We start from the raw sequence: 20,236 nt of genomic DNA on the forward strand, positions 1-20,236 counted from the left end.
CGCTCCGAGGTGCTTCTACTTCAGATCCAGCGCCATCAGCTTGTCCAGCGTGAGGGCGTAGATGCGGAACGACTGCTTCAGCAGCTCCTCGCTCACGCCCTCGTCGGGGCCGTGCATCATGCCCACCCACTCGGGGTTCTTCTCCCACGGCTTCTCGGGGCCGAAGCTCGCGCCGCTCTTGAACTCGCGCGCGTACGTGCCGCCGCCCATGGTGAAGGGCTTGGCGTCCTCGCCGGTGGCCTCGTTGTAGGCGTTGAGCAGCGCCTGGATCACCGGGCTGTCCGGCTTCACCAGGAACGGCTCCATGAGCAGGGTGTTCTCGAAGTCGGCGCCGATCTCGTCGGTGAGCTGACGCAGGTGCTCGGTGATCTCGGCCGCCGTGATGGACGTGGGGAAGCGGCTGTCGAGCGTCTGCATGAAGCGCTCGCCGTCCAGCTTGATGGTGCCGCCGATGACGGTGAGCGGGCCGAAGTACTCGTCTTCGCTCTTGATGCCGATACCGCTGCCGTCGGTGTGGTTGAGCAGCTTCTGGTCGAGCTCGAGGAAGGCGCGCTCGTCGGCGCTGCACAGGTCGTTGGCCAGCAGATAGTCCACGATGAGTCCGATGGCGTTGATGCCCTCGTCGGGCGTGGAGGCGTGCGCGCCCTTGCCGGCGGCTTCGATGCGCGCCAGGCCCTCGCCCGCGTCCGTGATGGTGAGGCACTCGGCGGCGGGCAGGCTGGCGACGTCGGCCTTCACCACGGCGTGCGCGATGCCGGGCACGGCGTTGGTGGCCGCGCCGCCCTCGAACTCCGCGATGGTGCGCTGACCGGCCGGGATGGCCTTGCTGGTGATGGTGCCGTCGTAGCCGCCCTTCTCGCCGTAGCACACGGGGAATTCCGCGTCGGGCGTGAACAGGAACGCCGGGTCTTCGTAGTGCTCGTGGTAGTACGCCACGTCGGCCATGCCGGATTCCTCGTTCGCGCCGAACAGGAAGCGCACGGTGTAGGGGAACTGCGGCGTCTCGCCCGCGTCCTGCAGGTCCTTCCAGAACTTCATGGCGTGCAGCGCCACCACGCTCGGACCCTTGTCGTCGAGCGTGCCGCGGCCCATGAGGTAGCCGTCCTTGCGCGTGACGGCATAGGGCTCGAAGGTCCAGCCGGGACCGGCGGGCACGACGTCCATATGGCCGATGATGCCGATCTGGGTTTCAGACGCGCCGGGGAAGTCGGCGAAGCCGATGTAGCCCTCGGCGTCATGGGGCTTGAAGCCCATGTCGGCCGCCAGCTTGAGCGCGGCCGTGAGCGCTTCTTTGGGGCCGGGACCGAAGGGGGCGCCGTCCGCCTTCTTGTCGTCCTCCTGGAAGCTGGGAATGCGGACGAGCGTCTCGATGTCGCCCACCATCGCGTCCCAGTTGTCCTCCAAGTACGCGTCGATCCTCTTGAGCAGGTCTTCATGCTCCATGGTTGATTCCGCCTCTCTATCCGAGTTGCGTGCCTGCAAAGGCGCACGGGCACCTTCCTTCGTCATACCCTCCATTATGATGCTTGGCCGATTTCCGCGCCAGAGGGTCAGACTCCTGTTGACGGACTGTCGCGCAGTTCTTCGCCTCAGGCCCATCGTCGCCCGAAACGTACGCTTTTCGGCGCGAAAACGTACGTTCTGATCACCCCTTTGGCGCACAACCGAGCGCCTCGGGGTAGGGGGTGCACGCGAATCGGGCCCTCCCGACGCGAAAACCCTCGACGTGAAAGGTTTTCGGTCATCCGCGCGCGTGCCCATGTTTCGCGACCTGGGAAAACGCCAAAGGCCACTGCTCCAGGGAGCCGATGGCCGCCCTTTTCCGCTTCCGAGCCTTTCACGTCGAGGATTTTTGTGTCAGGCAGCCCCGATCCGCGTGCAGCAGGAAGATGCGGTCGCCGGATTATGCGTCAAATAGGGAGTCAGAACGTACGTTTCGGGCGACAATCGAAAGGCGCGAGCGGAGATTTCTCCTCGACGGCCATCGGGGCTTCCGGTATACTCTCGTGTTGCGCCCGAGTGGCGGAATGGCAGACGCGGCGGTCTCAAAAACCGTTGTCCTAGACGTGCGAGTTCGACTCTCGCCTCGGGCACCATCCGCACCCCACGAGCCCCTGCAACGCGCAGGGGCTCGCTTTGTTTTCGGCAACCCGCTCCGGGAAGCCGTGAGCGTTGTCGATACTCTTTTCGCCCCGATTACGAGTTAACCCCCCTATTTGGTTAAAAATGTAACGAAATAGGGGGGTTAACTCGTGGCGGCATGCTATTCGGCGGCTTCTGCGGGCTCGGCGTCGAGCGACGGCGCGGGGGCGGCGGGCTTGGCAGTGGTGTCGTCGGGCGTCTCGAACTGCGTGGGATCCAGCTGGCCGCCTTCGATGCGCGCACGGCGCTTGAGACCGGCGCGCACCACGAGCGCGCCGTAGCACGCCGTCAGCACGCCGGCCGCAACGTAGGCGAGCGTCCAGTCCAGCCTGAAGCCGATCTTCGCGTTCAGCAGGTAGCTCGAAACGACGAACATGTAGAAGCAGCCCGGCACGAGCGTGATGGCCCCCGGTTTGCGCCGCCCGAACAAATACACGCTGATCAGCGCGAACGCGAACACTGCGCAGGCCTCGTTCGCGAAGCTGAAGTAGCGCCACAGTACGTTGAAGCCGTTCGGGTCGAGCTTCGAGTAGATGAGCACGGCGGCCACCGGCACGAAGATGGCCAGCGCCAGGCCGATGCGCTTCGCCTTCTTCACCTGGTCGATGTGGAAGTAGTCGGCCAGCATGAGGCGCAGCGAGCGCAGCGCCGTGTCGCCCGACGTGATGGCGAGCACCACCACGCCGAGGATGGCCACGATGCCGCCCACCTCGCCGAGGAAGTCCTTCGCGATGACGCCCACCACGGCCACCGCGCCGGTCACGCCCGCCTCGGCGATGCCGGCGTTGTACACCACCATGGCCGCCGCGGCCCAGATCATGGCGATGAAGCCTTCCAGAATCATCATCAGGTAGAACGTAGTGCGGCCCTCGAGCTCGCTGTTCACCGAGCGCGCGATGATGCACGCCTGCGTGCTATGGAATCCCGACACGATGCCGCACGCCACCGTGATGAAGAACATGGGAATGAGGTTCTCCATGCTCGCCCAGGCGGGCCAGACGCCCCACAGCTCGTTGAGCTGGAAGATGCCGCCCGTGAGGAACAGGCCGACGAAGATGCCCACCGCCGACAGCAAGAGGATCGCGCCGAACACAGGGTAGATGCGCCCGATGATCTTGTCGATAGGGAACACGGTGGCCACCAGGTAGTACGCCAGGATGATGCCGTAGATGGCCAGGATGGGCGCCATGGCCTCGAAGCCGAGCGGCGCGCCGGTGTCCGCGTTCACGAACGACGTGGAGAAGCCGAGCACGCTGCCGGCCAGCATGTCGCCCGGCGTGTAGATGAACACGACGCCCACCAGGAACATGAGCAGGCACACGAAGATGTTGTAGATCTGGTACACGCCCTTGCCCATGAAGCGCTGCATGAGGCCGGGCATCTGCGCACCGTTGTTGCGCAGGCTGAGCATTCCGCTGAAGTAATCGTGCACCGCGCCGCCCAGCACGCAGCCGATGGGGATGAGCACGAACGCGATGGGCCCGAACAGGATGCCCTGGATGGGGCCGAGCACGGGGCCGGTGCCCGCGATGTTCAAAAGCTCGATGAGCGCGTTCTTCCAGCGCTTCATGGGGACGAAGTTCACGCCGTCGGCCAGCGCGTACGCGGGCGTGGTGCGGCGGTCGGGATGGAACACTCGCTCGCAGAACTTCCCGTACAGGTAGCCGCCGCCCAGCAGCACGGCAAGGCCGATAAGGAAGGTGTACATGGTCGTGCCTTTCTCAGTCTCGATCTGCGGGGTAATAGCGGGCACCGCGTCCATAACCTTCAAGACGCAGCTTCCCCGCCTCAACAAGATCCTTAAGAATCAGACTCGCCTTGGAAAGCGGCACATGAAGCAACGCCGACACGTCGGAACGCCGCAATGACCCTTGGACCCGTGCGAGCTCCATCACCAACTCCCGATGACGGACATCGTCGATGCCCTTCTGCCGCACGTAGCCGAGCGCGTTCCCTGTTTCTTTGTAGACGCGCGCGGACAGAAGATACGAAGTCGCTTTTCCGGAACCGTGCGATTCAATCAGGCCGCGCTCAATGAGATCGCCCAGAACACGATGCAAGCGCCCCTGGTCAATATGGGTTTCATCTCTGAGAGTGCCAAACGTCACCTTGCGTTCGTCGCGGATGATCGAAAGGACCATGAGGGCGAACACGGTGAAAAGCCTCCCCGATTGACGCTCTTCCTCGAAGATCATCGTGGTGAAGGCCGCGTCGAAGGGGGCGCGCGGAGTGAAAAGCACCACATCGTTCGCCGTAGAAGCTGAGTAATCGGGAAGAGGCCGCCCGAAGCGCAGCGAGCCCTCGTATATTCGATCCACCCCTCGCCCCGTTTTCTCGGCGAGTCCGACGCGCTTCAGTGCTTCGGCAAGCAGGGGGTTGCGTCCATGAGGAGGGACGGTGAGCAGGTTCTCGTAGGTGATTCCTTCGACGAAACCGCCCGGATTCGAGATGGTCATCCCCTCTGAGTCCATGAGTACGCGCGTCGGTCGCAATATTGTGTAATCGCGATGCGCGAAGGCGTTCACCAACGCTTCGCGGAATGCCCGTTTGTCATAGTCGGCGATCGACAGGCGGAAGAGGCCCCTGTCCGCCTCGTGCGAAGGATTTTGGGCAGAGAAGAACTGCTCGAACTGCTCGAAAACGGCAAGAAGCGGCAGCGACGTTTCGATGTTCAGCCTGACCTCGGTCCCCTCCAGAACTTGAAAACTGCTTTTCGCCGTGGGGACATGGCGGGTCAACGCTGTTTCGCGGCCTACCAGAAGCAAACCCGCCACCGTGGGATACGCCTGGCCGCCGAACATGCGGACGAGTCCGAGCGCTTGGAAAAGCTCTTTGTCCTCGAGGTCGAGCAGCGTCTTGTCCGAATCGGGCAGGCTTCCGATCAACCTGCGCAGACGCTCCACCTCGACAGGATCGAAGTCGTCCATGGTCGCATCCGACACCGCCTCGTTGGAGAAATCGAGCTTACCCAGATTGCCAAGTCGCGTTGCGATTTCGAACGGATACATGGGAATGTTCTCGGGGGAGCCGTCGACGCGCATGACCCGCTTCAGAATGCGGCCGTCGGAGGTGGCCCCCACAACGTTGCCTTTTGGAACCGAGATTCCGAGCACATCGACGCCTGAAGCAGAACCGAGCTCGGCTTCCACGCGGATGGGAGGCATCGTTTTGTTCGCCAAAAAAGCCGCCAGGCCGATAGGATCGGCATGCTTGGGATTGAGGCCCGTCGGAGTTCCGTCATCTTCGACCCCCAGGTATAGGATCCCTCCCTCGGAATTGAACATGGCGACCGTCGCATTGACGAGAGCGTCTTCGTCAACCCCGTGCTTCGCGGCGTTTCCCGAAGTGTCGCTTTTGAACTCAACTGTGAGGCTTTCTTTTAAAGGAATGTCCATGCTTGGCTCCCCATCGCGTCTTTTGACGAGATAATAGCATAAAAATAGCTATTAATGGCCTTTTTTGCTCTCTGCGTTTTAGTTAATAGCCATTAATAGCCTTTAAATAGCCATTAATTGGGGCATCCCTGAAATCGTCATTTCGATTTCTCACTTGTCACTGCAATCGTCACTACATTTTGCAGTGAGGATTGAAGTGACGATTGCAGTGACGAAGGGGGCGCGCCGGCATGACGCGCCCCCTTCTGCTGCGGATCCTTGGTTGTTACGCGCGGGGCGCGCCGCCCGGCTTGCGGGCGGGAACCTGCTGGCCGGTGGCGGCCATGCGCTCCTCGTGCGTCATCGCGGCCAGCTCGTGCACGCGGCCGGCGTCAACGCCGAGCGCCTCGGCCAGGCGGTCGCCGTACTCGGGGTCGGCCTTGTAGCAGTGCGCGGCGTGGCGTAGGCGGATGTTCTCGGTCACACCTTCCATGTCGGTGGCATCGTCGGCCGGATCCCACGCGTCCATGGGGCCGAACAGATCCAGCGGCGGCTCGGCCGCATCGGCCTGCTGCTGCCACTGCCCGTAGCTGTTGGGCTCGTAGCCGATGGCGCCGCCGAAGTTGCCGTCGGTGCGCATCTGGCCGTCGCGATGGAATTCCGCGTAGGGGCAGCGCGGACGGTTCACCGGGATATGGTTGTGGTTCACGCCCAGGCGGTAGCGCTGCGCGTCGCCGTACGCGAACAGGCGGCCTTGCAGCAGCTTGTCAGGCGACAGGCCAATGCCCGGCACCAGGTGCTGCGGGTTGAACGCGGCCTGCTCAACCTCGGCGAAGTAGTTCTCGGGGTTGCGATTCAGCTCCAGCGTGCCCACCTCGATGAGCGGGAACTCCTTCTGGCTCCACGTCTTCGTGATGTCGAACGGGTTCTCCTTGTAGTTCTTCGCCGTGGCCTCGTCCATCACCTGGATGCAGAAGCGCCAGCTGGGGAACTCGCCGCGCTCGATGGCGCCGAACAGGTCGCGCTGGTGGCTCTCGCGGTCGCCCGCGATGATCTGGGCCGCCTCGTCGTCCGTGAGGTTCTTGATGCCCTGGTTGGTCTTGAGGTGGAACTTCACCCACACGCGCTCATTCTGCTCGTTGATCAGGCTGTACGTGTGGCTGCCGAAGCCGTGCATGTGACGGTAGCTGGCCGGGATGCCTCGGTCGGACATGACGATGGTCACCTGGTGCAGCGCCTCGGGCAGGCTGCTCCAGAAATCCCAATTGCTCTGCGCGGAGTGCATGTTCGTGCGCGGGTCGCGCTTCACCACGTGGTTGAGGTCGATGAATTTTTTCGGATCGCGCAGGAAGAACACCGGCGTGTTGTTGCCCACGAGGTCCCAGTTGCCCTCGGGCGTGTAGAACTTCATGGCGAAGCCGCGAATGTCGCGCTCGGCGTCGGCCGCGCCGCGCTCGCCCGCCACCGTGGAGAAGCGGACGAACACCTCGGTCTCGGCGCCGGGCTGGAACACGGCGGCCTTCGTGTACTGGCTGATGTCGCCCGTCACCTTGAAGGTGCCGTACGCGCCCGAGCCCTTCGCGTGCATGCGTCGCTCGGGGATGACCTCGCGGTCGAAGTGCGCGAGCTTCTCGATCATCCAGTTGTCCTGCAGCATCATCGGGCCGCGCTCGCCCGCCGTGAGCGTGTGGTTGTTGTCGGCGACGGGCGCGCCGTTCTCGCTGTACAGCTTGGTGGTGTCGATGGTCATGGAGAACCCCTTCCTCGCGAGCCCCGCGGGCCCGCGTTAACTGTTTCCAAAATAGTATCAGTTATGGAAAGGATTGGTACCACTATCGAAACTAATTCTCATTAAGAGCACAATCGCAGCCGAAACAGATGCCCGTGCCAATTGTCTGGGCGTGCACGGCGAGACGAAACGCCACACAACAAAGCCCAGAATGTTTCACGTGAAACATTCTGGGCTTTGAGAACATGTGTACGCGATAGGGGCTACTCGCGCGACTCGAGAGCAGCGACGGTGCGCCCGGCCTTACGTCCCCAGTGCACTGTGCCGAGGACCGCCCATCCGCAGCCGGGATAGAAAGGACCCGTGAAGTTGCCCGCGGCAACTTGGCCGGCCGCGAACAAGCGCCCGATAGGTTCGCCCTGCGTATCGAGCACGCGCGTGTCGATATCCGTGCGCAAGCCGTCGCATGCCCCGAAGCAGTTCTGCACGATGTTCGCCGCGTAGAAGGGCGCGTTCACGATCGGGGCGAAGTCGGTCCGGCGGTCGAAATCGGGGTCGACCCCGTCAGCGCAATAGCCGTTCCACGTCTCGACCGTCTTCGCCAGATTACGGGCGGGCACGCCGATGGCCTCCGCAAGCTCCTCCAGCGTGTCGGCCACCTTCACGAACCGCCCCTCCGCATCCATCTCCCTCATCTTGCTGATGGCGGACGCCTCGGGAACGTGATCGCCGTCCACGATGCACCACGCGTCGTTGCGTTCGCTTCCGCCGCCCAGCTTCACGTTCTCAAGGTACTGCATGGTGCTGATATAGCCCCAGTCCGCGTCTTCTTGCAGGAAGCGGTTGCCCTTCGCATTGACGATGATCTTCCCGAGGATCGAAGTGGACTTGTACTCGTTCTCTTCGGGAATCCCCCGTCCTGAGCCCACTCCCCCGAAGTACATGTTGTCGAGCATAACGCATGCGCCGCTCGTCACCACGTCGGCCCCCAGCTCGATGCCCATGCGGATGCCGTCGCCGGTGTTGTAGGGGCTCGACACGTAGAAGCAGGGCGCCCCGTTCTCCTCGCGCTGGTACAAGCCCCAGTATTGCTGGGGATTGAGCGCCCTCGCCATCTCCATGTTGTCGCCGATCGAGCACGTTGCCAGCACGACGCCCTTCTTCGCTTTGAAGAATTCGTCGTCGGCCGTCTGCACGCCCACCACTTCGCCGCCGTCGGCTATCACGTGCACGACCTCCGTCTTGATCTTGACGGTTATGCCCTCGTACGCGTCCGCCTTCTTCTGCAGGCAGCCGAAGTGGGTCTTCGTGGTGTCCACCTGCGCCCCGCCGGCAACTACCTGCGAGTTGTCCCAATGCGAGCGAGGGTAGTATTCGTTCGTGTACGCGTTGACCGGGGGTACCACGTCCACCTGTCTGTATTCGCGGCCGCACGTGTTCACGATCCAATCGACCGCCTTCGCGCTCTCCAGGCACATCTCCTTGATCATCTCGGCGTTGCCGAAGCCCTGCGCGTAGGCGAGTTGCTCCTCGGCGAACTTCTCCGGAGAATCGTCCGTGCATCCTTCGAGAGACGCCTGCTCGGGGGTGCCCGCGCCCAGCATCATGCCGTTCGACAGCGCGGTATCGCCTCCGCACACAGGAGATTTTTCGAGGATGACGACGCTCGACCCCGCCTCGGCCGCCTCGATGGCCGCACAGAAGCCCGCGCCGCCGCCCCCGACCACCACCACATCGTACTCTTCCGTCCAGGCGACGTCGGCTGCGTTCGTCACCTCGGTCGTGCCTTCCTTCTTGCTTGAAGGCGCGCAGCCCGCCAGACCGGCGACCATCGCCGTGCCGGCACCGACGCATCCCCACTTGAGAAAATCCCTGCGATCCATTTGTCTCCTCCTTGTCGTTGCATCGTCCTTTGCGGAGCGACTTCATTGTAGGAAGGCGGGAATACTGCGGCAATAAAAGTAATTGATATGCATTTCCCCAGATCAAACGGCATTCGTGCAATATCTGAAAAATATTATCAGCGCGAAGTGGCAAACAGGAACGCCCGAAGGTATCATGGCGCAAGGGGAATTACGGGGAGGTGATGGCAGGTGTCCGACGGCGAAACCATCGACGTTCGCGACCTTATCCGCAGTGACGACGTCATCGCGTTCGTCATCGATCACGTCGGATCGCTCATGCCGTGGAGCCGGTTTCGAGAGGAGCCCATGCCTGCGGGGCTGGCGCCGGAGACCATGTGGGAGATCGTCGAATTCATCCGGCTGACGGGATCGAGCTTCCAGATGCCCGCAAGCCGAACGCCCGAAGAGCCGCGGGAGGACAGCAACTGGTACAGCGTGTCCTCGGAAATGAGCGCCCTGCTCACACGCCTGCTCTACCGAAGCCGTGCGGGAGGAACGCTGAGTGCGCGGCTCGTTCAGTATCGAGATGCCCGTGCCGACCATCCGTTCCTCTTCGCCGACCTCTCAGCCGCTGCGACGCGGGACGGACTCGACATCAGCCTTGAGGCGGTGCACTTGCTCGCGTCGAAAGGTAAGGAGCCGTCCACGATGGATGAGCGCGTGGTGGCGAATGCCGCAAGCATCCTGGAATCACTGGGAGAATACCGGGATAGGGGCTTCGACGCCCCGCTGTACGGCGAGCTCCAAACGCGTCTCGACGAAGGGTGCTCAACGCTGCCGTACCGCCCGCTGCGGCGCCCCCGCACGAGCTACGACGCCTACGGTGATCCCAATGGGGACGACCCGCTGGCCAAATACGATAGCGCCCAGAAGGAATCGTGCCTCGAGTTCATCGGAGCGCACGTCGACCCGTGCCGGCAGAGCGGTCCGAGCCCCATCCTGGCCATCGTGCTCGCTTCGGACCTGATCTGCGAGAAACGGCCTTTCCCGAGATGGAACGCGTTCATGGAGATCGCACTGCGGCGATTGTCCTTCATGCGCATAGGGCTCGATCCGCTCGCCTCGGTGCCGTTCTCGCGCGCCCTCCTCGACTGGGAGTTGGGCGTGCCTCCCGCGAACGAGTTGCCCTTCGCATTCGGCAGCGCCATCCTGCACAGCCGCTACGGCAACAACATCACGCCTTACATCATGCAGCTGCTGCGCTTCTTGGATCGGGGGCTCGACGAGATCGAGCGGGAAGCCGATGCCCTGGTCGCGCGGCTCGAAGCGTGCCGAGCCGCGGTGGAGAACGACTGCCGACTCAATCACCGCCAGCAGAGGTTGCTCGTGCGCCTCGTCATGAAGCCCACCGAAAGCATCGATTCGGCAACCTACGAACGCGAGAACGGCGTCACCTTGGTCACTGCTCGCGCGGATCTGAAGAAGCTGGCGCAAATGGGGTACCTGTACCTGAGCGAATGCGGGAAGAAGCAGGTGTTCTCGCCCGTTCCGCATCTTGAGAAGGCTTTGCTCGAGCGTGGGTAGCCTCAGGATGTTTCACGTGAAACATCCTGGCGTTTGAGAACAGGTGTTGCACGCGAATCGGCCGATTCTGCACAAAAACCTCCGACGTGAAACGATTCCGGCGGGTCGCGTGCGGACCGGTTTTCCGCGACCTTGGCAAACGCGGAAGGGCCGCGGCCGAGAGAGGCCGCGACCCACCGTTTTTGCCGTCGATGATTTCACGTCGGAGGTGCGGCGCTACTTCAAACGCGTGTCCAAGAACCCGCGCACCTTGCCTTCGGTGTATGCTTTCAGGCTGGCGTCGGCCTCGCGCATGCGGGGGTAGAGGTACCACGCCAGCAGGCCGCGCTGGGTGTGCAGACGGTTCTCCGCCTCCTGGAACACGAGCGAGCGCGTGGGGTGGTCGAGCACCTCGCTCGTGATCTCCACCTCGCGGTTGGCCGGCAGGCAGTGCAGCGCCTTGCAGTGCGCGGGCGCTTTCTCCAGCATGCCCATGTTGAGCTGGAACTTCGGCATGAACGAGGCCATGCGGTCGGCCTCCTCGTCCTCGTAGCCGTAGTAGGTCCACACGTCCGGCACGATGAAGTCGGCGTCGGCCACGGCGGCGTCCACGTCGTCGGTGACCGTGAGGGTGCCGCCCGTCTCGGCCATCTTCGCGCGGATCTTCGCCTGCTCGCCCTCGGACATGCTGTAGCGCTCGGGCGAGCACACCGTATAGCGCAGCCCCAGCGTGGCGCACATGTGGCCGGTCTCCTTGCTCATGATGCCCGTGTCCTCGCGCGAGTCGCCCACGAACACCACGTGGATGTCGTCAAGCTTCTTGCCCTCGGGCAGGTGCTCGCTCATGGTGAAGAAGTCGCACACGCCCTGCGTGGGATGGTTGTAGTAGGTCATCGCGTTGAACACCGGCACCGTGGCGTGCTCGGCCAGCGCCAGCACGCTCTCATGCTCCTTTGCGCGCAGCATGATGCCGTGGCACATGCTGGAGATGACGCGCGCGGTGTCCTTGATGGCCTCGTGCGAGCCGAAGTGGATCTCGCCGGGCTTGAGGTAGAGCGCGTGCCCGCCCAGGTCGGTCATCGCGGTCTCGAACGACACGCGGGTGCGGGTGGAGGGCTCCTCGAAGATCATGGCCAGCGAGGCGCCGGCGAGGATCTTGGGCACCGCGCCCTGCATGTCGGCCTCTTTCAGCATGCGGATGGTGGCGAACAGGTCGAGCATCTCCTGCTTGGACAGGTCGATGGTGTCGAGGAAGTGGGTGGTGGCTCCGTGCGTTCTGGTGAGTGCGGTCATGATGGATCACGTCCTTCGCGTGTGTAGGCGATCAGGTGGCGAACGCGGTTCCTCTCGGTGCTGCTGCGAGCCCTACGATACGCTGCCGCAGGGCCGCCTTGCGAGCCTCGCGGCCGTTTCCGTAACGCTTGCAACAGGGTTGGTCATGTGTTACTTTTCGAGGAACAACGTTACCTGGAGGCGCGATGGACTTCTTCGAGCAGGTGAACAAGCACGTCCGCGAGCTCAACACGAGCGAGCGCAAGATCTTCGAGTACGTGGTGCGCAACATCGACGAGGTCAAGGGCATGCAGATCCGCACCCTGGCCGCCCGCTGCTTCGTGTCCACCACCACCATCATGCGATTCACGCGCAAGCTGGGCTTTTCCGGCTACCGGGAGTTCTCCGAGGCGCTGCGCCTCACGCGTCACGCCGCCCAGCAGGCCGAGCTGCCCTCCGTGCTGTGGAGGCAGTCGTACAGCGAGGAGTACCTCAAGAACATCATCGAGAGCGTGCGCGTGCTCACCCCGGCAAAGATGGAGCGCTTCAAGCAGGCTCTCTCGCCCGACGCGCGCATCTACTGCTTCGGCACGGGGCTCGACCAGGAGCTCGCGCGCTTCGCATACCACCTGTTCACCAGCCTGGGCTACCGGGCGAGCTGCCCCCTCGAGCGCTTCGAGGCGAAGGCGGCCGTCGAGCGCTTCCGCGAGGGCGACGTGGCCTTGCTCATCTCCATGAGCGGCGAGGACGCGGACACGATCGAGCTGGCCGAGCGCGTGCAGGCGCGCCACCGCAGCCCCGTCATCGCCACCATCACGCAGTCGGCCAACAACACGTTGCAAAGCCTCAGCTCCATCGACTTCTACGTGTTCGCCGAGCGCATCGTGTACGACGGCGCCGACCTCTCCCCGCGCGTGTCGATGATGGCGCTCGTGGAGCTGCTGGCATACAGCCTGATGAAGCCCGATAAGTAACGCGGTTTACACATAAGGAACAGTTGCTGAACTTGTTCCATCCGTGACGCGTTCGCCCCTGCGCGTTGCGCACCCCGCCCTCGCCCCGTGATAATGGGGGCGTTTCGAAACGCGGTTCCCCTCTGCTGCTGCGGCAAACCGGAACGCCCGCGAGACGGGCCTCAAGGAACGGGGCTTGCAATGGCCAAAACCAAGAAACTTCGTCTGTTCGACATCCTCTGCTTGTCGTTCGCATCGTTCTTCTCCATCGAGCTGGTGGGCTCCCAGGCGTCCATCGGCCCCTCGATGATCTTCTGCATCCTGGTGTTCGGCGCGCTGTACCTGATCTGCCACGGGCTGATCTGCGCCGAGCTGGGATCCACCTACCCCGACCAGGGCGGCATCTACGTCTGGACCCAGAAGGCGTTCGGCAGCCGCTGGGCCGCGCGCACCACCTGGTGGTACTGGCTGAACGTGGTGTCGTTCGTGCCATGCACGCTGGTCACGCTCATCATCGTGCTGCAGCAGGTGCTGGGGCTCGAGATATCCACGCTGGCCATCACCCTGCTCGTGATCGCGGGCACGTGGCTAGCCGTGGGACTCAACTGCATCTCGCTGCGCCACACGAAGATCGTGTCCAACGTAGGCTCGGTGCTCAAGCTGGTCGTGTGCGCCGTGCTCATTATCGGCGGCTTCGGCTACGCGATGGCCAACGGCAGCGCCAACGCGTTCTCGTTCGAAAGCGTCTTCCCCACCTTCGACATGGGACTGCTGGCGCTCGTGCCCGTGTACATCTACGGCCTCACCGGCATGGACCTGATCAGCTGCAACGCCGGCGAGATGGAGAACCCGAAGCGCGACGTGCCGCGCGCGCTGCTCATCGCGGGCGTGGTGTCCATCGTGGTGTACCTGCTGTCCGCGCTGGCCGTGCTGTTCGTGCTGCCTCAGGGCGGCATCGACCCAGCCGCCGGCATGATCGACGCCATCATCGTGGTGTACGGCGGCAGCAAGGTGCTCGTAGGGCTCATCGCCATCGCGCTCGTGCTGGTGTACATCAGCTACATCTTCGGCTGGATGGTGGGCGGCAACGCCACCGCGCTCGAAGCCGGCGAGGCCGGCGAGCTGCCCGGATGGTTCGCGAAGAGCACCAAGGCGCACGCGCCCGTGGGGCCCGCCGTGCTGCTGGGCATCGCCTCCACCGCGCTCATGCTGGTGTACGGCCTGACCGCCAGCTCCGGCAGCGAGCTGTTCTGGACGCTTCTGGCCTTCACGTCCATCATCTTCTTCCTGCCTTACATCGTGATGTCGTTCAACCTCATGAAGCTGCGCAAAGACGACCCGCACGCCGAGCGCCCCTTCGCCATCCCGGGCAAGCGCCTGCCGCTGGTGGTAGCCGTGCTGAACTTCGTGTTCTTGGCCGTGGCCGTGATCGGGTTCCTCGTGCCGCCCGAGGGCGAGGATCCGCTGGGCTACGTGGCGTTCATGCTAGGCGGGATCATCGTGTCGCAGGTCATCGGCGAGGTGCTGATTGCACGCGCCGCCAAGAAGAGCGCGCTGGCCGACGCTGATGCCGCCGACGCCGAGCCGCAGGAAGGGAGCGTCGCATGAGAACGCTAGCAACCACCCCCAGGCAGGACGGGTTCCACATGCCCGCCGAGTTCGAGCCGCACGAGCGCTGTTGGATGATCTGGCCCCAGCGCCGCGACACCTTCCGCTACGGCGCGAAGCTGGCGCAGAAGGCGTTCATCGAGTTCGCGCAGGCCATCGCCCGATTCGAGCCCGTCACCGTGTGCGCGAACGACGACCAGTACGAGGTGGCCCTGCGCGCCGTGGGCGACTTCGCCCAGGTGGTGGAGGTGTCCAACGACGACTTCTGGATGCGCGACACCGGCCCCACCTTCGTGACGAACGGCCGCGAGCTGCGCGGCGTGGACTGGACGTTCAACGCGTGGGGCGGCCTGTTCGACGGGCTGTTCTTCCCCTGGGACAAGGACGACCGCGTGGCGTCCAAGGTGTGCTCGCTGGCCGGCGTCGACCGCTACCGGCTGGACGACTTCGTGCTGGAGGGCGGCTCCATCCACGTTGACGGCGAGGGGACGCTCGTGGTGACCGAGTCGTGCCTGCTCTCGCCCGGGCGCAACCCCGAGATGGACAAGCAGGAGATCGAGGATACGCTGAAGGACTACCTGGGCGTGGAGAAGGTCATCTGGCTTCCGGCGGGCATCTTCCTGGACGAGACGAACGGGCACGTGGACAACGTGTTCAACTTCACCGCGCCGGGTGAGTGTCTGCTGGCCTGGACCGACGACCCGGCCGACCCGCAGTACGAGCTCTCGCACGCATGCCTGGAGGTGCTTGAGCGCGAGACCGACGCGAAGGGGCGCGCTCTCAAGGTGCGCAAGCTGCACATCCCCGACCCCATCCTGCTCACCGAGGAGGAGCGCGACGGCATGGACCAGGTGTGCGAGGGCTGGCCGCCCGAGGCCGGATCGCGCCTGCCCGCCTCGTACGCGAACTACTATACGGCGAACGGCGGCATCGTGTTCCCCCTGTTCGACGACGAGGTGCACGACGCGATGGCCGCCGAGGTGCTGCGCGAGGCCTACCCAGGCCGCGAGGTGGTAGGCGTGTCGTGCCACGAGATGTTCCTGGGCGGCGGCAACGTCCACTGCGCCACCCAACAGCAGCCAGCAGTGAGCTAGTCGGCGCGCATCGGGGCGCGGGCTTGGCGGTCCGCGCCCCGATGCAATGTCGTCGAGTTTTGCACCCTTCCGCACGCGAAAACCAGGGCCTCCGCCGACCCTCGGGATGCGCGCGCACGCAAAACACCAGGTCGCAGGTTTTCATCTGCCGCGAGAACGCGCGAACCGCGCTTCCCGAAGGTGCATAACTCGACGACATTGCAATTTCGGGGCCTTTTCGACAACGCAAAGGTGCAAAACTCGACGACATTGCATCGGGGCTTCGCAGCATTCTGGCAAACGTGCGCATGATCCCGAGAGAGCGAACCGGTTGTCATCCTGAGCGAGCGCAGCGAGTCGAAGGATCCCCCGCGGCGACAGCAGGAAGCGTCACGGCTGGCGCCGCGCGGGATCCTTCGACTCCGCGCTGCACGCTCCGCTCAGGATGACAACAGGGGGATGCTTCGCCGCTCCGCTCAGGATGACAACAGGGGGGATGCTTCGCCGCTCCGCTCAGGATGACAACAGGGGGGATGCTTCGCCGCTTGCTCAGGGTGACAACCTACGAAAAAAGGCGCTCCCCGCGAAGGGAAGCGCCCTGGGTGCTCGATGCTGCAAGACAGCTTACAGCTTGAAGTCCTCGTCGCCGTTGAAGACGTCGAGGGCGTCCTCCACGGAGTAATCGGCCAGCGTGATGGCGCTGATGGCCTTCGTCAGACGCACGGCCTCGTCGAGCGAGCGCTGGTGGATGTTGCGGCCGGTGGCGTTGCCCACGGCGCCGCCCGTGTGGATCTGGTCGTAGAGCTGCGTGAGGAACGTTTCAGCGTCGACCGTCGAGCCGCCCGCGCACACCAGGCCCGTGCGGCCAGACGCCATCGTGGCGATCTTGAGGGCCTCGGCCGGCGCGGTGCCGTCCTCGGGCTTAGGCGGGTTCACCTTCACGAAGTCGGCGCCCAGGCACAGGGCCGCGCCCGCTGCGCCCGCGATGAGCATGGGGTCCTTCTCGGCCTTGACGGCCTTGCCGCGCGGGTAGATCCACAGCACGACCAAAAGGCCGTTCGCGTGGGCCTGGGCGATGAGCTCGCCGGCCTCGGCCATCATGGTGGACTCGTACTCGCTGCCCAGGTAGATGGTGTAGCCGATGCCCACGATGTTCACGCCGGCCTCGCGCATGGCCAGCACGGCATCGAGGTCGTAGAGCTGCGGCGAGTAGGGGTCGTCCTGGCTGCCGGGCACGAGGTTGGTCTTGGAGTTCATCTTCACCAGGTAGTTGATCTCGGGATAGTCGGCCGCATACTGCGCGATGAGGCCGCGCTGACCGGCCAAAACGCCGCACACGCCCTGGCGGCCGATCTCGAACAGGTGCTCGGGCTTCGCGTCGGCGATGTCGATGCCCTCGCCGTAGAAGTCCTTGTTGAGGTGCTCGATCTTCTGGTCGCACGCGAACAGCATGAGGCGGCCCGTTCCGCGGGTGGCCTTCATGTAGTTCTCGATGTACTCGTCACGCGATTCCGGCATGACGTCGGCCGGAACTCTCACCTGGTCACGAGTGATTTTGGGCATGGTTTCCTCCTTATAGGACAAAGTCGCAAGGCGATGTCGCCATTCGATACCGCCATTCTAGCCAAAAAGTGGAGCCTACTGCCCCTATTCATTGAAAAACCGGTGAACGACCGGGCAGCAGGAAGCGACTGGCGCGAAAGGGGCGCCCTGCGAGAGCGCCCCTATGACGACGTGGTGAAAGGGACCGTCCGAACCTAGAACCACTCGCGCTTGTTGAGGACGTAGATCTGCTCGAACTCCGTCTGGGACTTCGTGAGGTACAGGATGCCCTCGATGATGGAGATGACCCAGATCACCCACGTGGCCAGCGACAACGTGAGGATGCCTCCCAGGACGGACACGGCGAGCATGATGAAGCCTGAGGTGTTGTACCCCAGGTAGAACTTATGGATGCCCAGAAAGCCCAGGAAGATGGCCAGCAAGCCGGCGGCCACGTGGTCCTTCGTGGTGAGGACCGGCTGCGCGTAGGGCTGCTGGTAGTACGGCTGCTGGTAACCGTAATAGGGCTGCTGCGGCGGCACGGCGCCGGGACCGGCGTGCGGCGGCTGCTGCGGTTGCGGCTGCGGCGCGGCGTAGCCGTAAACGGGCGGCTGATACGGCGCAGGATCGCCCTGCGGCGCGGGGGGCTGCTGCGGCGCGGGCGCTCCGTACGAGGGCGGCGTGGGCGCCTGCCCGGTGGAATACGGCACCCAGTCGGGCTCGGCGGCGGGCGGCTCCTGCTGGACGACGGGCTCGGACTCGACGGGCTCGGCGTCAAGCGCGGGCTCGGCAACGGGCTCTTCGACCTCGGCCTCGGTTTCGACCTCGGCCTCGACCTCCTCGATCACAGCTTCTGCCTCGCCGCCATCGGCCTCGGCGGCCAGCTTGGCGCGCGCGGCCTCGAGCTTCTCCTGAGCGGCCTTCAGCTCGGCCTCGGCAGCGGCCACCTCGTCGACCGCGTTGTTCAAAGGTACGTTCTCAGCCATAGGGGGACCTCTCTCATTGTGCGTTTCGCCTTCGGCATTCCTTTAAGCGCCATAGTAGTGCGCGCGATGCCAAGACGTTGATTCCGTCACAATACCGTTGACGATGTCATGCTTTCTTAAGGAATGGAGCGCCGCTAGTCTTTCGCGCCACTCGGCGCATCTTGCCATCCTGAGCGAAGCGCGCCAGCGCGAAGTCGAAGGATCCCGCGCGGCGGTAGCTGCGACGCTTCCGGTTGGCACCGCGCGGGATCCTTCGACTCGCTGCGCTCGCTCAGGATGACAATGGGGAGGCTTCGCTCGCTCAGGATGACAATGGGGAGGCTGCGCTCGCTCAGGATGACAAACGCTAGTCGTCGTTATGCGAATGACGTTCGAGCAGCTTCATGATGCGCTCGCGGAACACGATGCCCAAGATCGCGATGACCGCGGCCACTGCGAAGATGATCACGCTCTGCACGATGCGGCCTTCCACCAGGCCATCCGCCGCGTATGTCGACACGATGATGCCAGGGATGCGGCCCACGTTGGACAGCAGCAGAAACGTACGCATGCGCATGTCCGTGAGCGGCACGAGGTAGGTGAACACGTCCTTCGGCAGCCCGGGGATCAAAAACAGGATGAACACGATGATGTTCAGCTTGCCGGAGCGCTCGAAGCGCCGGAACTTCTCGAGGTACTGCGTGGGCACCATGCCCTGCACGAACGGCGCGCCCAGCTTGTGCACGAGCCCGAAGATGAACGCGCTGGACAGCACGCAGCCGATGAGGATGAACAGCGCGCCGATCCACGGCCCGTACAGCATGCCCGCCGCCACCTGCACGACCTCGCCCGGAATGAACGCCACCACGATCTGGAGGAACTGCAAGCCCAGCAGGATAAGGAACCCGACAGGGCCCGCGCCGCGCACGTCGTTGATGATGCGGTCGAGGCCGCCGGGCTCGAACAGGTCGTGGAAGTACGGCCACAAAAGCACGCAGATGAGCACCATGAGCGCGAAGAACGCGATGAGGCCGGCGAACTTGAAGATGTCGCCCTTCTCGAGCTTGCGCCCGCGGACGACCACTTCCTCCTCGGCCTTCTCGTGCAGCGCCTCTTTGCGCTCCTCGGCGATTTTCTTGATCTTACCCGTGTCGAACTTGTCAGTCATCTTTGCGTGCCTTGTCGAATTCGTCTTTGAACGCTGCGAACATGTTCTTCTTGGGCGCGGGCTTCTTCTTCGGCGCGGCTGGCTTCTTCGCGGCGGCGGGCTTGGCGGCGCCGTCCGACTTCGCGATGGCCTGCTCGCCCTTGGCCGGCTTCGGGCCGCGCGCCTTGTCGTACTCCTCCTTGAAGTCGGAGAACATCGTCTTGGACTTGGCTATCTGCTTGCCGGTGGCGTACGCGCCCTTGTTCACCACCTCGCCGGTTTTCTTGGCGGCCTCGCTCACGACGGGCTTCGCCTTGTCGACCGTGGTGTGCACCTTGTCCATTGCCACCGCCGTAGCCGCGCCCGCCTTCTCGGCCACGCCGCCCTCGGCTGCGAGCTCCTTCACCTCGTCGGACACGAGGATGGCGCCGAGCACGACGTCGTCGGTCTGCGCGCCCTCCTGCCCCACGGTCGCCAGCTGCGCGCCCATGCCGCGGCGGAATCCCACGATGAGCTCGGCCGGCACGGTGCGCTTGCCCAGAAGCGCGTTGGCCGTGGCGCCGGAGTCGGTGTCGAACGACTCCACCGTGCCGGTGATGCGGTTGAACGTGACGTCGCCCACCGTGCCGAACGCCGTGCCGTCTTCGCACATGACGGGCAGCCCCACCCACAGCACGCAGTCGTCGTAGTTGACGCCGAGCGCCTTGCAGGCGGCGCGATCGGTGGCCTCGGGCACGTCGCGGATAGCGATGCGGCCGTCCACCAGGTCGTATCCTTGAATGGACACGAACTTGTCCTTGCGGCGGAACATCCACAGGAGGTCGGGCCGCTTCACGATGAAGCCGACGCAGCGCTTCTCCTTGGGATGGAACACGAAACGGCGCACCTTGCCGATGCGCTTCTGGCCGTTCTTGCCGCCCACGACGCGGACGCCCGTGAGCTCGCTCGTGGTGATGAGTTTGCTTGCCATGGTCTTCTCCATTGCAGCTTGCGGCGCGCTTCGCGGACCTGACGGCCGCGCCCC

Annotated in this window: 14 protein-coding genes and 1 tRNA gene; 5 read left to right on the forward strand and 10 right to left on the reverse strand. The window is 64.1% G+C overall.

The features are described from left to right. Positions 1–15 precede the first annotated feature (15 nt). Positions 16–1,443 (reverse strand): Sapep family Mn(2+)-dependent dipeptidase, encoded by a 1,428-nt coding sequence (locus FX134_RS08945; RefSeq protein WP_080800665.1) that lies wholly within the window; start codon positions 1,441–1,443, stop codon positions 16–18. A gap of 570 nt (positions 1,444–2,013) precedes the next feature. Here FX134_RS08945 and FX134_RS08950 point away from each other — a divergent pair. Continuing rightward, positions 2,014–2,096, forward strand: a tRNA-Leu gene (locus FX134_RS08950). Positions 2,097–2,263: 167 nt separating this feature from the next. Here the strand turns inward: FX134_RS08950 and FX134_RS08955 are convergent. The 4 genes from FX134_RS08955 to FX134_RS08970 all read right to left on the reverse strand — a co-directional run bounded on the left by FX134_RS08955 (position 2,264) and on the right by FX134_RS08970 (position 9,128). Beyond that, positions 2,264–3,850, reverse strand: a complete 1,587-nt coding sequence (locus FX134_RS08955) for a carbon starvation CstA family protein (protein WP_080800667.1) — start codon at positions 3,848–3,850, stop codon at positions 2,264–2,266. 13 nt (positions 3,851–3,863) lie between these two features. After that, positions 3,864–5,537: an ATP-binding protein gene (locus FX134_RS08960; RefSeq protein WP_080800670.1), complete on the reverse strand. Its 1,674-nt coding sequence runs from the start codon at positions 5,535–5,537 to the stop codon at positions 3,864–3,866. A 265-nt stretch (positions 5,538–5,802) separates the two neighbouring features. Continuing rightward, complete coding sequence (locus tag FX134_RS08965) at positions 5,803–7,266, reverse strand: catalase (protein ID WP_080800673.1); 1,464 nt, start codon at positions 7,264–7,266, stop codon at positions 5,803–5,805. A gap of 242 nt (positions 7,267–7,508) precedes the next feature. After that, entirely contained in the window at positions 7,509–9,128 is a 1,620-nt protein-coding gene (locus FX134_RS08970; protein ID WP_080800675.1) for an FAD-dependent oxidoreductase, read from the reverse strand. A gap of 210 nt (positions 9,129–9,338) precedes the next feature. Here FX134_RS08970 and FX134_RS08975 point away from each other — a divergent pair, with 210 nt between their 5' ends. Further along, positions 9,339–10,673: a hypothetical protein gene (locus FX134_RS08975; RefSeq protein ID WP_080800678.1), complete on the forward strand. Its 1,335-nt coding sequence runs from the start codon at positions 9,339–9,341 to the stop codon at positions 10,671–10,673. Positions 10,674–10,889: 216 nt separating this feature from the next. Here FX134_RS08975 and argF read toward each other — a convergent pair whose 3' ends face one another. After that, positions 10,890–11,945, reverse strand: coding sequence for an ornithine carbamoyltransferase (gene argF / locus FX134_RS08980; protein ID WP_080800681.1), 1,056 nt, complete (start codon positions 11,943–11,945; stop codon positions 10,890–10,892). A 185-nt stretch (positions 11,946–12,130) separates the two neighbouring features. Here argF and FX134_RS08985 point away from each other — a divergent pair, with 185 nt between their 5' ends. From FX134_RS08985 to aguA, 3 genes are all read left to right on the forward strand, one after another. Next, positions 12,131–12,898, forward strand: coding sequence for a MurR/RpiR family transcriptional regulator (locus FX134_RS08985; RefSeq protein ID WP_080800684.1), 768 nt, complete (start codon positions 12,131–12,133; stop codon positions 12,896–12,898). A 180-nt stretch (positions 12,899–13,078) separates the two neighbouring features. Further along, positions 13,079–14,485 (forward strand): APC family permease, encoded by a 1,407-nt coding sequence (locus FX134_RS08990; protein ID WP_080800687.1) that lies wholly within the window; start codon positions 13,079–13,081, stop codon positions 14,483–14,485. Continuing rightward, positions 14,482–15,579 carry an agmatine deiminase gene (gene aguA / locus FX134_RS08995; protein WP_080800690.1) on the forward strand — a complete coding sequence of 366 codons (1,098 nt, stop codon included), beginning with the start codon at positions 14,482–14,484 and terminating at the stop codon, positions 15,577–15,579. The genes FX134_RS08990 and aguA overlap by 4 nt, the downstream gene beginning before the upstream one ends. Positions 15,580–16,182: 603 nt before the next feature. Here aguA and FX134_RS09000 read toward each other — a convergent pair. The 4 genes from FX134_RS09000 to FX134_RS09015 form a co-directional block, all read right to left on the reverse strand. Beyond that, positions 16,183–17,121, reverse strand: coding sequence for a beta/alpha barrel domain-containing protein (locus FX134_RS09000; protein WP_080800694.1), 939 nt, complete (start codon positions 17,119–17,121; stop codon positions 16,183–16,185). A 194-nt stretch (positions 17,122–17,315) separates the two neighbouring features. Then, positions 17,316–18,086, reverse strand: a complete 771-nt coding sequence (locus FX134_RS09005) for a TM2 domain-containing protein (protein ID WP_080800698.1) — start codon at positions 18,084–18,086, stop codon at positions 17,316–17,318. A gap of 346 nt (positions 18,087–18,432) precedes the next feature. Then, complete coding sequence (locus tag FX134_RS09010; RefSeq protein WP_232050888.1) at positions 18,433–19,233, reverse strand: TVP38/TMEM64 family protein; 801 nt, start codon at positions 19,231–19,233, stop codon at positions 18,433–18,435. After that, positions 19,226–20,182: a PRC-barrel domain-containing protein gene (locus tag FX134_RS09015; RefSeq protein WP_080803940.1), complete on the reverse strand. Its 957-nt coding sequence runs from the start codon at positions 20,180–20,182 to the stop codon at positions 19,226–19,228. Before FX134_RS09015 ends, FX134_RS09010 begins: the two co-directional genes overlap by 8 nt. Between the last annotated feature and the right edge of the window lie 54 nt (positions 20,183–20,236).

Origin of the sequence: Arabiibacter massiliensis, from assembly GCF_902386925.1 — a bacterium.
Lineage (GTDB): Bacteria > Actinomycetota > Coriobacteriia > Coriobacteriales > Eggerthellaceae > Arabiibacter > Arabiibacter massiliensis.

Bases quoted from the DNA above. Each gene is read 5' to 3' on its own strand.
- FX134_RS08945 (WP_080800665.1), bottom strand. From the start codon at position 1,443: ATGGAGCATGAAGACCTGCTCAAGAGGATCGACGCGTACTTGGAGGAC.
- FX134_RS08955 (WP_080800667.1), bottom strand. From the start codon at position 3,850: ATGTACACCTTCCTTATCGGCCTTGCCGTGCTGCTGGGCGGCGGCTAC.
- FX134_RS08960 (WP_080800670.1), bottom strand. From the start codon at position 5,537: ATGGACATTCCTTTAAAAGAAAGCCTCACAGTTGAGTTCAAAAGCGAC.
- FX134_RS08965 (WP_080800673.1), bottom strand. From the start codon at position 7,266: ATGACCATCGACACCACCAAGCTGTACAGCGAGAACGGCGCGCCCGTC.
- FX134_RS08970 (WP_080800675.1), bottom strand. From the start codon at position 9,128: ATGGATCGCAGGGATTTTCTCAAGTGGGGATGCGTCGGTGCCGGCACG.
- argF (WP_080800681.1), bottom strand. From the start codon at position 11,945: ATGACCGCACTCACCAGAACGCACGGAGCCACCACCCACTTCCTCGAC.
- FX134_RS08985 (WP_080800684.1), top strand. From the start codon at position 12,131: ATGGACTTCTTCGAGCAGGTGAACAAGCACGTCCGCGAGCTCAACACG.
- FX134_RS08990 (WP_080800687.1), top strand. From the start codon at position 13,079: ATGGCCAAAACCAAGAAACTTCGTCTGTTCGACATCCTCTGCTTGTCG.
- aguA (WP_080800690.1), top strand. From the start codon at position 14,482: ATGAGAACGCTAGCAACCACCCCCAGGCAGGACGGGTTCCACATGCCC.
- FX134_RS09000 (WP_080800694.1), bottom strand. From the start codon at position 17,121: ATGCCCAAAATCACTCGTGACCAGGTGAGAGTTCCGGCCGACGTCATG.
- FX134_RS09005 (WP_080800698.1), bottom strand. From the start codon at position 18,086: ATGGCTGAGAACGTACCTTTGAACAACGCGGTCGACGAGGTGGCCGCT.
- FX134_RS09010 (WP_232050888.1), bottom strand. From the start codon at position 19,233: ATGACTGACAAGTTCGACACGGGTAAGATCAAGAAAATCGCCGAGGAG.
- FX134_RS09015 (WP_080803940.1), bottom strand. From the start codon at position 20,182: ATGGCAAGCAAACTCATCACCACGAGCGAGCTCACGGGCGTCCGCGTC.